This is a genomic window from Halomonas sp. PAMB 3232, assembly GCF_031954225.1.
GTDB lineage: Bacteria > Pseudomonadota > Gammaproteobacteria > Pseudomonadales > Halomonadaceae > Vreelandella.
On sequence record NZ_CP134865.1, the window covers coordinates 606,427 to 619,905 of the forward strand.

Below are 13,479 nucleotides of genomic sequence, written 5' to 3' on the forward strand. Positions count from 1 at the left end.
GTCGAACGAGACGATCACGAAACCGTCAGCCGATATACATTGAAAGTTACGCCTGACGACCATGGCTTGCGTGAACCACCCGATCCCTTGCCGAACTCGGAAGTGAAACCGCAACGCGCCGATGGTAGTGTGGGGTCTCCCCATGCGAGAGTAGGTTATCGTCAGGCACCTACACCCGAAAATCCCCCGTCTCGTTGAGGCGGGGGATTTTTTTTATGCGCGGAAAAAAGCAGGAGAGCCGGTGGCCGGCTGGGTGGCCGGTGACCACCCCGGCGGCGCGGTGCGCCGCATCGCTGGCTAAAGCCTGCTCCTACGGACAATCGCGCCCCGATTTACTGTAGGAGCCCGATTCATCGGGCGATGGCGGCGACAGCCGCCCAGGGCCCGGGGTTGGGTTTGCCATCGTGCCTGCCATTCACCCAAGCGGCGCGGTGCGCCGCATCGCTGGCTAAAGCCTGCTCCTACGGGACAATCGTGCCCCGATCTACCGTAGGAGCCCGATTCATCGGGCGATGGCGGCGACAGCCGCCCGGGGTTGGGTTTGCCATCGTGCCTGCCGTCCACCCAAGCGGTGCGCCGCGTCGCTGGCTAAAGCCTGCTCCTACAAGAGCGGGTTGAAATGGCTATCACCAGTTAACGACAAATGCTTTCCAACGCTTCCATCAGGCTATCCATTTCATCATCGGTGCCGATGGTGATGCGCAGGAAGTTGCCCAGAATATCCGTGTTGAAGTGGCGTACCAGAATGCCGCGCTCGCGAAGGCCGGCGAAGAGCTGGGCGCCTTGAAAGTCGGGATGCTGCGTCAGCACGAAGTTGGCTTTTGACGGCAGTACCTCAAAGCCGAGCGCCTCGAGGCGTTCGCGGGTGCGCTCGCGAGTGGCGATCACATGGTTGCGGCAGGCGTCGAAGTGCGCCTGATCCTTGAGCGCCTCGATACCCAACACACTGGCCAGGCTATCCACCGGGAAGGAGTTGAAGGAGTCCTTGACCCGCTGCAGCCCCTCGATCAGCGCCGGCGAGCCAATCGCGTAGCCCAGCCGTAGGCCGGCAAGGCTTCTTGATTTGGAGAACGTACCGGTCACCAGCAGGTTCGGGTAGCGTTTGATGAGCGCAACGGCGCTATCGGCGCCGAAGTCGACGTAGGCCTCATCGACCAGCACCACGCGATCCGGTACCCGCTGTAGAAGTGCCTCGATGTTCTCGAGCGAGTGGGCGTGGCCGGTAGGCGCGTTGGGGTTGGCCAGGATGACGCCGCTGCGCTCGGCGCTCGCGGTCAGGGCGTCGAGGTCGACTTCCCACTGGGCGTTGAGCGAGTGCTGGCGAAGTTCGATCCCGTACAGTTTGGCGTAGACCGGGTAAAAGCTATAGGTAATGGCCGGCGCATCGAGCGGCGCGCCGTGGCAGAAAAAGGCCTGGAAGGCGAAGGCCAGCACCTCATCGGAGCCGTTGCCGACAAACGTCTGCTCCAGGTCGACGTCGAACGTATCGGCCAGTGTCTGTCGAAGCGCGCGGGAGGTCGGGTCCGGGTAGAGGCGCAAGTGGTCGGTGGCGTAATCGCGCAGCGCCTGACCCACGCCCGGGGCCGGCGGATAGGGGTTTTCATTGGTGTTGAGCTTGATCAGACGCTCGACGGGCTGTTCGCCGGGCACGTACGGGGTCAGCGACCGGACGGCGGGGCTCCAGAATTGGCTCATGAGGGACACCTGGTGGCTCTTGCAAGGAGCATTATGGTGGCCCGAGCCACGATCAAGCGCAAGACGCATCCATGACTATTACAGGCGGCTGTTTTGTCTGGCGATTATTTGACATGAATGCAACGCATCGAGGGGTGGGCGTCGCACCTTGTAGCGGTTATGCTGTCATAAGCGCACGAAAGAAATGTATGTCCAACACGATAAGGAGACACCCAATGCAATTTCGGAGTTTGCTAGCCGGTTCGGCTATGTTGGCACTACTGGCGGGCTGCGCATCGGGCCAGACCGATCAGCAGGGCCAGGACGCTCCCGCCATGAGCGCGTCTCAGGCCACCTATCAGGGAACGCTGCCGTGCCGTAACTGTGATGGCATCGACCTGAACGTGACGCTGGAAGGTGAAGAGACCAGCGCCCCGCAGGAGCGGACGTTCGACCTGACGGCAAGCTATCGTAACCATCCCCAGACCCCGCCGGACGAAAACTACTCCGGTAACTGGGAAGTGCTGACCGGCACGCCGTCGGATTCCAACGCGACCGTTTATGAGCTGACGCCCAACGGCGATGGACAGATCTACTACTTCCAGAAAATCAGCGAACAAACGCTCGAGTTGATCGACCCGGAACGTCGTCGCTTCGAGAACGGTGAAATGCTGCAGCTGCAGCGCCGGTAAGCGCTCAAGCGATGAGCGTCACGGCGTACGCGCCGTGAGTGTGAAAGGCGGCCCTGAGCCGCCTTTCGTGTATTTGCCCGGCACCTTGTAGCGGCCGCCGGGCGGCAAGCAAGACAGGAGCAGCGCGGCGTGGCCAAAGTCAAAAGCGCCTATGTGTGCACCGAGTGCGGAGCCGAATACCGCAAGTGGCAGGGGCAGTGCTCGAGCTGCCAGGAATGGAATACCCTGAGCGAGGTGCGCATGGCGAGCGCCCGGCCCGGTGCCGGGGCGCCCGCTCAGGGTCGAAGCGGCTACGCAGGAGATCTTTCCCGTGACGTGGTCGATCTGAGCAAGGTCGATTTGAGCGAGGTCCCGAGGCTGAGCTCCACCTTCGCCGAGTTCGACCGCGTGCTGGGCGGCGGGCTCGTGCCCGGCTCGGCGGTGCTGCTGGGCGGAAACCCGGGGGCGGGCAAGTCGACCCTGCTGCTGCAAACCGCCTGCAAGCTCGCTCAAACGCGGCGCATCATGTACGTCACCGGTGAAGAGTCGCTTTCCCAGGTCGCCATGCGCGCCCACCGCCTGCAGCTACCCACCAGCGGGCTCAAGATGCTGGCCGAAACCAGCGTCGAAACGATTCTTGCCGTTGCCGAGCGCGAAAAGCCGGAAATACTGGTGATCGACTCGATCCAGACCATGCACCTCGAGGACATTAGCTCCGCCCCCGGCGGCGTGGCCCAGGTGCGCGAATCCTCGGCCGCGCTCACCCGCTTTGCCAAGCAGAGCAACACGGTACTGCTGCTGGTCGGCCACGTGACGAAAGACGGCACCCTGGCCGGCCCCAAGGTGCTCGAGCACATGATCGATGCCTCGCTTCTGCTCGAAGGCGGCGCCGACTCGCGCTTTAGAACTTTACGGGGGCAGAAAAACCGCTTCGGCGCGGTGAACGAACTCGGCGTCTTCGCGATGCTCGAGCAGGGCATGAAAGAGGTCAAGAACCCCAGCGCGATCTTTCTCTCCCGTCAGGAAGAGCAGGCGCCGGGGAGTCTGGTCATGGTGGTGTGGGAGGGCACGCGGCCGATTCTGGTCGAGGTGCAAGCGCTGGTGGACGAGTCGGCGCTGGGTAATCCGCGCCGTGTGGCGGTGGGGGTCGATCAGAACCGACTGGCGATGTTGCTCGCCGTGCTCAACCGCCACGGCGGGCTCTTTACCGGCGACCAGGACGTGTTTCTGAACGTGGTCGGCGGCGTCAAGGTGCTGGAAACGAGCGCCGATCTTGCGGTACTGCTGGCTGTGGTGTCGAGCCTGCAAAACCGGGCGCTGCCGAAGGAGCTGGTGGTGTTCGGCGAGGTGGGGCTGTCCGGCGAGATTCGTCCGGTACCCAGCGGCCAGGAGCGCATTTCCGAGGCCGCCAAACACGGCTTTTTACGCGCGATCGTGCCGAGGGCCAACGCGCCGAAGCAGCCGCCCAAGGGCATGGAAGTCATCGCCGTGGATAAGTTGAGCGATGCGCTGGAAGCGCTTTAAGCTGTACTACGCTTAAATGGAAAACAACGACCTATCGACGATCACGCGGGCAAACGCGACGACCGGTGGGTTTCAAGGAGAGACGCCATGAGTTCGATTCGACTGACCCAATATAGCCACGGCGCCGGCTGCGGCTGCAAGATCGCCCCGGACGTGCTCGACAGCATTCTGGCCAAGGCGGGCCCGAGCGCCGGCCACAAGCAGCTCATCGTGGGCAACCAGGGGCGTGAAGACGCCGCCGTGTTCGATTTGGGCGATGGCCGGGGCATGATCTCGACCACCGACTTCTTCATGCCGATCGTCGATGACCCCTTCGATTTCGGGCGTATTGCCGCGACCAACGCGATCAGCGATATCTACGCCATGGGCGGCACGCCAGTCATGGCGCTGAGTATTCTGGGCTGGCCGGTCAACAAGCTTGCCCCGGAGATCGCCGGCGACGTGGTGGCCGGTGCCCAGGGCGTGTGCCGCGAGCACGGCGTGGCGCTGGCCGGCGGGCACTCCATCGACTCCACCGAGCCCATTTTTGGCCTGGCGGTGAACGGGCTGATCCAGCTCGACCAGCTCAAGCTCAATAGCGGCGCCAAACCCGGCGACCTGCTCTTTTTGACCAAGCCGCTCGGCGTGGGCCTTTTGACCACCGCCGAAAAGCGCGGCCTGCTGGAAGCGGGCCACCATGGCCTGGCCCGCGAAACCATGCTCAAATCCAACCGCATCGGCGTGGAGCTTGCCAAAGTGAAGGGGCTCAACGCCATGACCGATGTCACCGGGTTTGGTCTGGCCGGCCATCTCAGCGAGATCTGCAGTGCCAGCAACGTCATGGCGCAGATCGATTTTCGCCGGCTGCCGCGCCTTGCCGAGGCCGAAGCCTACCGCCGCCAGGGCGCGGTGCCCGGCGGCACGCTCAGAAATCACGAAGCGCTGGGTGGGCAGCTCAAACCGATGGACGAAGCGCACTGGCAGTGGCTGTGCGATCCCCAAACCTCCGGCGGTCTTCTGCTCAGCGTCGACCCGGCCTGGGAGGATGACGTGGAGCGCATTGGCCGCGAGCACGGGCTCGATCTTCAGCCCTTCGGCACCATGAAGGCGCGGGAAGGCGATGCACTGATCGATGTGGTCGGCTAGATGAGAAATGACGTACCCGCCACGACCCAGCTGATTCACAAGGGCACGCCGCTGATCGACGTGCGCGCGCCGGTCGAGTTTGCTCAGGGGAGCCTTCCTGGTGCGGTCAACCTGCCGCTGATGGTCGACGAGGAGCGCCATCAGGTCGGTATCGCCTACAAGGAGCACGGCCAACAGGCGGCGATCGCCCTGGGCGAGCGGTTGGTTAGCGGCGAGGTCAAGCGGGCGCGTATTGCGGCCTGGCGCGAGTATCTGTCACGCCACCCGGACGCGCTGATCTACTGCTTTCGCGGCGGCCTACGCTCGCAGATCGCCACGACATGGCTTGCCGAGGAGGGCGTCGATGTACCCCGGATCGCGGGGGGCTGGAAAGAGATGCGCCGCGCACTTTGCGAGCGTATCGACCAGGCCGCCGAGCAACCCATGCTGGTAGTGGCCGGGCTGACCGGTTCTGCCAAGACCGTACTGATCAACCGTCTCGAAAACGGCATCGACCTGGAGGCCTGCGCCAACCACAAGGGCTCGGCGTTTGGCCGCCAGGTCGAGGCGCCCACGACGCAAATCGATTTCGAGCACGCGCTTGCAGTGCAGCTGCTGGACCGCCCCGGTAAGCTGGTGATGGAGGATGAGTCGCGCCAGATCGGCAATGCCAACATTCCTCTCACTTTCTGGCACGCGATGGAAAAAGCACCGCGCATTCGCGTCGAGATGCCGCTGGACTGGCGTCTGGATCAGCTTCGCCATGATTATATCGAAGCGCTGGAGGCGGCGTTCGTGGCGCGGTTTGGCGCCGAGGAAGGCCGTGCGCGCATGAAAGAGCAGCTTTCCAATAGCCTGAAGCGGCTAGCCAAGCGGCTGGGTAATGCGCGCCTGCAGCGCCTTCAGCGGTTGCAGGCGCTGGCGTTCGATGCCCACGACCTGGGCAACACCCAGGCCCACGAAGCCTGGCTTGGCCCGCTTCTGACCGAATACTACGACCCGCTCTACCGTTATCACTTGGAGCGGCGCCAGAGTGCCCCGGCGGAGCTTCATGTGGGCGACTGGGAGAGCTGCCTGGACGCCGCCCGTCAGTGGAGCGCCTAGGCGCGGGCCAGCCACTGCAGCATGACGCGATCAAGTAGCGGTGCCAGGCCGTGAAAGCGCTTGGGGGTTTCCAGAATGGCCGCTTCGCTTTGCAGATAGCGTTGGCCGGCGGCCGTGGCCGGCGCAGCGGGCGGGTGCGCGAAAAGCTCGGCGGCACTTTGGGCGGTGACCTCGAAGTGACACAAAAGCCCCACCACTCGCCCGGCATCCCAGGCAAAGCCCTGAAGCGGGGCGGCGTCACTGCCGCCCAGCGGCAGGGCGGCATCCGGCAGGCTGAACACGTAGCGGTGCCACATGAACGCCTCGAAGCGCTCGGGAAGATCGAACGGGCTTTCCGGGGCAAGCGTAACGCCGTGCCAGCCGGTTTCCGGGTAGGTGCCCGGGGCGATTACCGCCTCCAGCGCCTCGGCAATCCACAGCGCCCCCAAACCGATGCCGAGCACCGGACGCTGGCCGTCCAGGTAGCGGTTCAAAAGTTTTTTCTCCGCTCTGGACCAGGCGGGCGGGGTTTGAATCAACTCCTCCGGGCCGTCGAGCACGATGAGCGCATCGCACTCGCCGGGGCGCGGGGTCAGCTCGCCGTCGAACAGATGAAAAACCGTGTAGCTGTGGCCCATGCTGTCGAGCCAGTCGGTCAGGCGGGCGGGGCCGTGGTGCGGGCCGTGCTGTAGTAGATGAATATGCATGGTAATCTCCTCGCCGGCCGTCGTCGCGTCAAAGTCGCGTTTGCGAATGTGCGACGATAACGTATCGCCTTGTCTTCACCAATACCCTTTTCACCCCTATAAAGGCTCAGGAAATCAACATGGTGGCCAAACCCTCTGGATTTTATCAGCTTCTTCAGACGCTTCCGCTGAACGCCCAGCAGGCCTTCATGGCCGCGCTTTGTGAGCGTCTGATACCCAACTATGCGCTGTACGAGCAAACCACCGGCCAGGGCGACAGCCACACGCTCAAGACCGTGCTGAGCCTTGTGTGGGAGCGCTTGCAGGTACCCGGCGCGAGTATCGATTTTGCCCGCCAGGCCGAGAAGCTTGCCGAGTGCGAGCCGCCGGAAGACGACGACAGCTTCGGCGCGCGGCGCGCGCTGGATGCGGTGGTCGCGGTGAACGCGCTGCTCGACACGCTACAGGGGGACGCCGGAGAGGCGGTGCTGGATGTCAGCCGCACCTCGCGGGCCGGCGTGCGCGCCTTCATCGAGCTGACCGAAGGCGAAGTGGACGCCCAGAAGCTTGCGCTGATCATTCGCGACCACCCGCTCATGGAGGACGAAAACGACTTTCAGGACGCGGTGCTCGAGGCGGTCAGCGCGCCGCTCGACAAGGCCGCGCTCAAGGAACTGCGTGTGCTCGGGCGCAACGGCGGCGTCAGTAATTTGGGGCTCAGCCTGGACGACGACGCCTGACATCCAGGCCGAAAGGCGCTCTGACGCAAGGCAAACGGCCCGGAGTGCTTCGGTTGCAAGGGCTCCGGGCAGAAGTGTAAGACGACGATATTAGGCGATGATATGAGCCGCGCGCTAAAGGCGCATTTCGATGCCGCGCTCGGCCATGTAGCGCTTGGCTTCCGGAATGGTGTATTCGCTGAAGTGGAAAATGCTCGCCGCCAGTACCGCGTCGGCGCCGCCTTCGATCACGCCATCCACCAGGTGCTGCAGGTTGCCCACCCCGCCGGAGGCGATCACCGGTACGCTCACCGCCTCGGAAATGGCGTGGGTTACGCCCAAATCGAAGCCGCTTTTGGTGCCGTCGCGGTCCATGCTGGTTAAAAGCAGCTCGCCGGCGCCGAGGGCCACCATCTTTTTTGCCCACTCGACGGCATCGAGCCCGGTGGGCTTACGCCCGCCGTGGGTGAAAATCTCCCAGCGCGGCGGCTCGCCTTCACCGGACACCTTCTTGGCGTCGATGGCGACCACGATGCACTGGCTGCCGAAGCGCTCGGCGGCCTCGAAGACGAACTCCGGGTTGGTCACTGCGGCGGTGTTGATCGAGACCTTGTCAGCGCCGGCGTTGAGCATGGTGCGAATGTCGTCACAGCTGCGGATACCGCCGCCCACGGTGAGCGGAATGAACACCTCGCCGGCGATGCGCGAGACCATGTCGACGGTGGTGGCGCGCTCGTCAGAGCTTGCGGTGATATCCAGAAAGGTGATTTCGTCGGCGCCCTGCTGGTTATAGCGCTTGGCGATCTCCACCGGGTCGCCAGCATCGCGGATGCCGACGAAGTTCACGCCCTTGACGACGCGGCCGGCGTCGACGTCCAGACACGGAATGATGCGTTTGGCCAGACTCATGTTCGACCTCCGGTCAGTTCATCGCTCAGGCGTTGGGCTTCACGCACGTCCAGGCTCCCTTCGTAGATGGCGCGGCCGGTGATCGCTCCGAGGATGCCGCTGTCGGCGACGTCGCAAAGCGCCTTGATGTCGTCGAGGTTGGTCACCCCACCGGAGGCGATCACCGGAAGGCCGCCTTCGCGGGCAAGCTCGGCGGTGGCGTCGATGTTCACACCCTGCATCATGCCGTCGCGAGCGATATCGGTGTAGACGATGCTGGAGACGCCGTCACCGGCGAAGCGCTTGGCAAGCTCGGTGGCCTTGATGGTGGACACTTCCGCCCAGCCGTCGGTGGCCACGAACCCGTCCTTCGCGTCGAGCCCGACGATGATGTTGCCGGGAAAGGCGCGGCACATCTCGCCGACGAACTCGGGCTCCTTCACCGCCTTGGTACCGATGATCACATACGAGACGCCGGCGCTTAAGTAGTGCTCGATGGTCTCGGCACTGCGAATACCGCCGCCGATCTGGATCGGAAGGTTCGGGTAGGCACGGGCGATGGCGGTGACTGCGTCGCCGTTGACCGGCTTGCCCTCGAAGGCGCCGTTGAGATCCACCAGGTGCAGGCGGCGCGCGCCGGCCTCCACCCAGCGTCCGGCCATGGCGACCGGGTCGTCGCCGTAGGAGGTCGAGTCCTCCATGCGGCCCTGCTTCAAGCGTACGCACTGGCCGTCTTTGAGATCAATGGCGGGAATGACTAGCATGGTGAATCCTCTCAGGGCGTCCAGGTAACGAAGTTTTCGAGCAGGCGAAGACCGGCCCGCGCGCTTTTTTCCGGGTGAAACTGCACAGCGAAGGTGGCATCGCGTCCGATAGCGACGTGCGCCTTCACATCGCCATATTGGGTCGTGCCGAGCACGTGGTCATCCGTCGTGGCGTTGACGTAGTAGCCGTGAACGAAGTAGAAACGCTCGCCATCCTCGATGCCTTCCCACAGCGGATGGTCGTGGTGCTGGGTGAGCCGGTTCCAGCCCATGTGGGGCACCTTCAGGCGCTGCTCATGTTCGTCGCGCATATCGAGCGGGAAGCGGTCGACGCTGCCCTGAAAAAAGCCCAGGCAGTCGACGCCGCCGTTCTCCTCGCTTTTCTCCATCAGCATCTGCTGGCCGACGCAGATGCCGAGCAAGGGTTTGGCCTGGCGGGTCAGGATGTCATCGACCAGGCCGCGCAGTTCGGTGCGCTCGAGCTCGCCGATACAGTCGCGAATCGCGCCCTGGCCTGGCAGCACCACGCGGGTGGCGCCCAGAATGCGGCGGGCATCGCGGGTGATGATGACGTTTTCGTGGGTTACGTGTTCAAGCGCCTTGGCCACGGAATGCAGATTGCCCATTCCATAATCGATAACGGCAATGGTCATGTTGCGCTCCTTACAGGGGTGGGCGAATAACGGTGGGCGAGGGCGTACGGCGAGAAGCGGCCGGCATCAAAGCGTTCCCTTGGTCGAGGGCATTTTTCCCGCCATGCGCGGGTCCTCGGCAAGCGCCATGCGCAGCGCCCGGCCAAAGGCCTTGAAGATGGTTTCCGCCTGGTGGTGAGCGTTTTCGCCCTTGAGATTGTCGATATGCAGCGTGACCCGGGCGTGGTTGACGAAGCCGTGGAAAAACTCGCTGAACAGCTGCGTGTCCATCGCCCCGATCATTGCCCGGGTAAAGGTGGCGTTCATGAACAGCCCCGCGCGGCCGGAAAAGTCGACCACCACGCGCGAAAGCGCTTCATCGAGCGGCACGTAGGCGTGACCGTAGCGCACGATACCGCGCTTGTCGCCCACGGCCTGGTCGAACGCCTGGCCGAGCGTAATGCCCAGATCCTCGACCGTGTGGTGGGCGTCGATGTGCAGGTCGCCGGTGACGTCCATGGTGATGTCGATCATGCCATGACGCGCGACTTGATCCAGCATGTGATCAAGAAACGCCACGCCAGACTCGCCCTTCAAATGGCCTTCGCCGTCGAGGTCGATGGTCACGGTGATCTGCGTTTCGTTGGTGTCACGGCTGACCGTGGCAGTTCGCGCTGACATGTTGCATCTCCTGCGCTTGCGCGCATAGTGGGGCGGCGAGGCGTGAACGTCCACGCCCGACCTTGGACATAATAGCGAGCCAAACGGCCATTATAGAGAATCGATGACCCCATCCGCTACAATGCGCGAAAGGTCGCCGATTTCAGCGGGCAGGGCGGCGCAAACGCAGCCAGGAGGATTGAGCATGCCGGTGACGCTTTTGTATGTCGATCAGACCCGCTGGGAGACGGACGATGCCGTACGCCAGGAGCTTTCACGTATCTATGCCGACGCTCCCCGGGAGCGGCTACGCACCCGGACGGTCGCGCCGTTCATCGAGCAGCATCTGGTCCAGTCGCCGCGTCAGTTCTTCGCCTGCGCCCGGTTCAACGGCCATCTGCTGGGCGCGGTGGCCATATATGAAGCCGATGATCGTGCCTGGTGGCTTTCCGAGCTTTGCGTGAAAAGCTCCGCCAGGCGGCGTGGCGTCGGCTCCCGCCTTATGGCACTGTTGGGCGAGCAGGCAAAAGAGGATGGTCGCACGCTTCGTATCGATGCCGGCTCGCTGCCGCTGGCCGATCGTATCCTGCTGTCCAAAATCGGCTATCGGCCTTTTTCCGCGCCACCGGCGGCCGGTAGCGGCGCCTTGAGTGACAGCGGTATTCATGAGTATGTCGAGCTAGACCCACAAGGGAACGGGTGATGAAACAGTTATTGCGTATTTTGCTAGCCGCGGTCGGCATTCTGGCCATGGTGGCCGTCGCCGCCGTGGTGTATGTCACCACCTTTTTGGATCCCGAGGATTTCAAACCGCGCCTGGTCGAGGTGGTCGAAGAGCAAACCGGGCTCAATCTGGCGTTGGAAGGGCCGATCACCTGGTCGTTCTACCCGCGCATCGGCGTCAGCGTGTCCCAGGCGCGCGCCTGGCTTCCCGAGCAGCCCGTCGAGGATACCTCGTTCGCCGCCGTGGACAGGGCCGAGGTCAGCGTCGCCTTTGCACCGCTTTTACGCGGTGAAATCGCCATCGACGGCCTGACGCTGGACGGCGTACGCCTGAATCTTGAGCGAGACGCGAGTGGAGAGGGCAACTGGCAGCCGCTCGTGGAGCGTCTTGCCGAGCAGAACAGCGAATCCGCCGAAACCGTGCTGGCCCCGGCCAGCGCCGGGCCCCACGTCGACGCGGGCAGCCTCTCGGTGGTGCTCAACATCGCAAGCGTGGAGGTGCGAAACGCCGACATTCGCTATCGCGATGCGCCCAACCAGGCGCTCTGGCGGCTGCAGTCGCTCGATATCAACGGCAGCAACGTCAACCCGTCGCGCGCGTTTCCGCTCAAGGCGATGTTCACCCTGACCCGGCAAAATCGCCTGGACGCCGAAGCGCTCGAGCGCACCCCGGCCTTTACCAGCGAGATGAGCCTGGAGACCCGCGTGCTGCTGGGCCTGAACGATGAACGCGTTACCTTCGAGGACTTCCAGCTCTCCACCCGCTCGACCACCGCCAGCGAAGAAGAGCCGCAGCAACTCAGCCTGAAAGCCGCCGAAATGATCGCCTGGCTCGGCGAGCAGCGCTTCAGCGTCAGCGACGGGGTGATCGAAACCGGCCTGCGCCACTCGGAGAACTGGCAGGGAGGGCTGGCGATGGCGCTGGCGTTCGCCCTGGACGGCGACTGGGGCGCGCAAACCGCACAGCTTCGCGACGCCGAGCTCACCGGCCCCGATAACTTGCGCCTGAGCGGCCATCTCAACGTCGAACAGTTTTTGGACGCCCCGCAGTATCAGGGTCAGCTCAACGCCGCGCCCTTCACGCTGCGCCCCTGGCTTTCGCGCATGGGCGTGTCGCTCAATACCGCCAGCGAAGCCGCGCTGAGCGATGTCGCCATGACCAGCCCCGTCGAGGGCGACCTGGAGCAGATCACGCTGCCCCAGCTCTCTTTAGTGCTCGATGACAGCACCTTTACCGGTGAGCTGGCCGCGGCGCTGGACGGCAGCGCCTTGCGCTTCGATCTTTCCGGCGATCACCTCGATCTGGATTATTATCTGCCGGGGCCGGTCACCGCCCAGCAGGCGAGCCACGGCCTCATTCGCCGTGCCGTTGCCCAGGAGGCAAACCCGCTGCTGCCCCAGGCGTGGCTCGCTGCGCTGGATCTGGAAGGCGACCTGGAAGTGGACCGGCTCACACTTGCCGGGCTCACTTTCGATGACACCCGGCTGTCGCTTCGCGGCGAGCAGGGCCTTCACCGGCTGACCGGCTTCGAGTCGCGCTTCTACGATGGCACGCTGGAGGCGACGGGCTCGATCGACGCCCGTGAGCCGGTGCTGGCGTGGCAGTTCGCGCCCGCCATCAGTGGCGTACAGGTGGCGCCCATGATCGAGGCATTCAGTGAAGAACCGTCGCCGATTCGCGGGCGCTTCAACCTGCAGGGCGAGCTCACCACGCGCGGTAACACGCGCGACGTGCTGACCAGCAATCTCAACGGCGAGCTCGACGCGCGCCTCGACAACGGCGCCATTTTGCAAACCAACATTTCGCAGCAGGTGTGCGAGCTCGTCGCCAAACTCGAAGGCGAGGGCACGCTGCGCGACTGGCAGCCGGATACCCGCTTCGATCGCTTCGACGCCACCTTCAACGTGCGCAACGGCGTAGTGACCAGCGACGACCTGATGGTGACGCTGCCGGGTATCGACATGCAGGGCAGCGGCGAGCTGAACCTCACCAGCATGAACTTTCTGACTCATGCCAACGCCCGACTGGTGGATACCGCCGACGCCGCCTGCAACGTCAACCCGCGCCTTCAGGCGCTGGCGCTGCCGGTGCTCTGCGAGGGCCATCTCGATGACGACAAGTCCCAGTGGTGCCGGCTCGACCGTGACGCCTTCCAGGCCTCGGTCGTGTCGCTCTTGCAGGACGAGGCCGACGCGCAGATCGAAGAGCGCCTTGGCGAGACCCTCGACGAACTGAACGACCGCCTCGGTGAAGAGAACGTGCGCGAGCTGCGTAACGGCATTCGCAACCTCTTCGACTGATCCCGCTACTCTTTGGGAGCGCCGGCCTCTGGGCCGGCGCTTTTTTTCCT

General features: G+C 64.0%; 13 protein-coding genes and 1 rRNA gene. 8 read left to right on the plus strand and 6 right to left on the minus strand.

What is annotated here, in order from left to right:
* The first annotated feature begins 51 nt into the window (after nt 1-51).
* A 5S ribosomal RNA gene (gene rrf / locus RN346_RS02820) occupies nt 52-167 on the plus strand.
* A gap of 466 nt (nt 168-633) precedes the next feature.
* Here the strand turns inward: rrf and hisC are convergent.
* Entirely contained in the window at nt 634-1,695 is a 1,062-nt protein-coding gene (gene hisC / locus RN346_RS02825; protein WP_311962050.1) for a histidinol-phosphate transaminase, read from the minus strand.
* A 215-nt stretch (nt 1,696-1,910) separates the two neighbouring features.
* Between hisC and RN346_RS02830 the strand changes: the two genes are divergently transcribed.
* The 4 genes from RN346_RS02830 to mnmH all read left to right on the plus strand — a co-directional run bounded on the left by RN346_RS02830 (nt 1,911) and on the right by mnmH (nt 6,077).
* The gene (locus RN346_RS02830; RefSeq protein WP_263585125.1) at nt 1,911-2,366 is read left to right on the plus strand and encodes a copper resistance protein NlpE; all 456 of its coding nucleotides are present in this window, start codon (nt 1,911-1,913) and stop codon (nt 2,364-2,366) included.
* A 129-nt stretch (nt 2,367-2,495) separates the two neighbouring features.
* Entirely contained in the window at nt 2,496-3,869 is a 1,374-nt protein-coding gene (radA, locus tag RN346_RS02835) for a DNA repair protein RadA (RefSeq protein WP_311962051.1), read from the plus strand.
* Between the two features lie 87 nt (nt 3,870-3,956).
* The gene (selD, locus tag RN346_RS02840; protein WP_311962052.1) at nt 3,957-4,994 is read left to right on the plus strand and encodes a selenide, water dikinase SelD; all 1,038 of its coding nucleotides are present in this window, start codon (nt 3,957-3,959) and stop codon (nt 4,992-4,994) included.
* Complete coding sequence (gene mnmH, locus RN346_RS02845; RefSeq protein WP_311962053.1) at nt 4,995-6,077, plus strand: tRNA 2-selenouridine(34) synthase MnmH; 1,083 nt, start codon at nt 4,995-4,997, stop codon at nt 6,075-6,077. It abuts the gene before it with no gap.
* Here mnmH and RN346_RS02850 read toward each other — a convergent pair.
* The gene (locus RN346_RS02850) at nt 6,074-6,763 is read right to left on the minus strand and encodes a type 1 glutamine amidotransferase (protein WP_311960118.1); all 690 of its coding nucleotides are present in this window, start codon (nt 6,761-6,763) and stop codon (nt 6,074-6,076) included. The genes mnmH and RN346_RS02850 overlap by 4 nt on opposite strands.
* 119 nt (nt 6,764-6,882) lie before the next feature.
* On the opposite strand from RN346_RS02850, the gene RN346_RS02855 reads away from it, so the two are divergent.
* A complete protein-coding gene (locus tag RN346_RS02855) occupies nt 6,883-7,482 on the plus strand; it encodes a YjaG family protein (protein WP_311962054.1) in 600 nt (199 codons plus the stop codon).
* Nucleotides 7,483-7,596: 114 nt separating this feature from the next.
* Here RN346_RS02855 and hisF read toward each other — a convergent pair whose 3' ends face one another.
* From hisF to hisB, 4 genes are all read right to left on the minus strand, one after another.
* Nucleotides 7,597-8,370: an imidazole glycerol phosphate synthase subunit HisF gene (gene hisF, locus RN346_RS02860; protein ID WP_263585120.1), complete on the minus strand. Its 774-nt coding sequence runs from the start codon at nt 8,368-8,370 to the stop codon at nt 7,597-7,599.
* A complete protein-coding gene (gene hisA, locus RN346_RS02865) occupies nt 8,367-9,113 on the minus strand; it encodes a 1-(5-phosphoribosyl)-5-[(5-phosphoribosylamino)methylideneamino]imidazole-4-carboxamide isomerase (protein WP_263585119.1) in 747 nt (248 codons plus the stop codon). Before hisA ends, hisF begins: the two co-directional genes overlap by 4 nt.
* Before the next feature lie 11 nt (nt 9,114-9,124).
* Nucleotides 9,125-9,766 carry an imidazole glycerol phosphate synthase subunit HisH gene (hisH, locus tag RN346_RS02870; protein ID WP_263585118.1) on the minus strand — a complete coding sequence of 214 codons (642 nt, stop codon included), beginning with the start codon at nt 9,764-9,766 and terminating at the stop codon, nt 9,125-9,127.
* A 66-nt stretch (nt 9,767-9,832) separates the two neighbouring features.
* Nucleotides 9,833-10,426 carry an imidazoleglycerol-phosphate dehydratase HisB gene (hisB, locus tag RN346_RS02875; protein ID WP_263585117.1) on the minus strand — a complete coding sequence of 198 codons (594 nt, stop codon included), beginning with the start codon at nt 10,424-10,426 and terminating at the stop codon, nt 9,833-9,835.
* Nucleotides 10,427-10,610: 184 nt separating this feature from the next.
* Here hisB and RN346_RS02880 point away from each other — a divergent pair, with 184 nt between their 5' ends.
* Nucleotides 10,611-11,108, plus strand: coding sequence for a GNAT family N-acetyltransferase (locus tag RN346_RS02880; RefSeq protein ID WP_311962055.1), 498 nt, complete (start codon nt 10,611-10,613; stop codon nt 11,106-11,108).
* Nucleotides 11,108-13,429 (plus strand): AsmA family protein, encoded by a 2,322-nt coding sequence (locus tag RN346_RS02885; RefSeq protein ID WP_311962056.1) that lies wholly within the window; start codon nt 11,108-11,110, stop codon nt 13,427-13,429. Before RN346_RS02880 ends, RN346_RS02885 begins: the two co-directional genes overlap by 1 nt.
* The last annotated feature ends 50 nt before the right edge of the window (nt 13,430-13,479 follow it).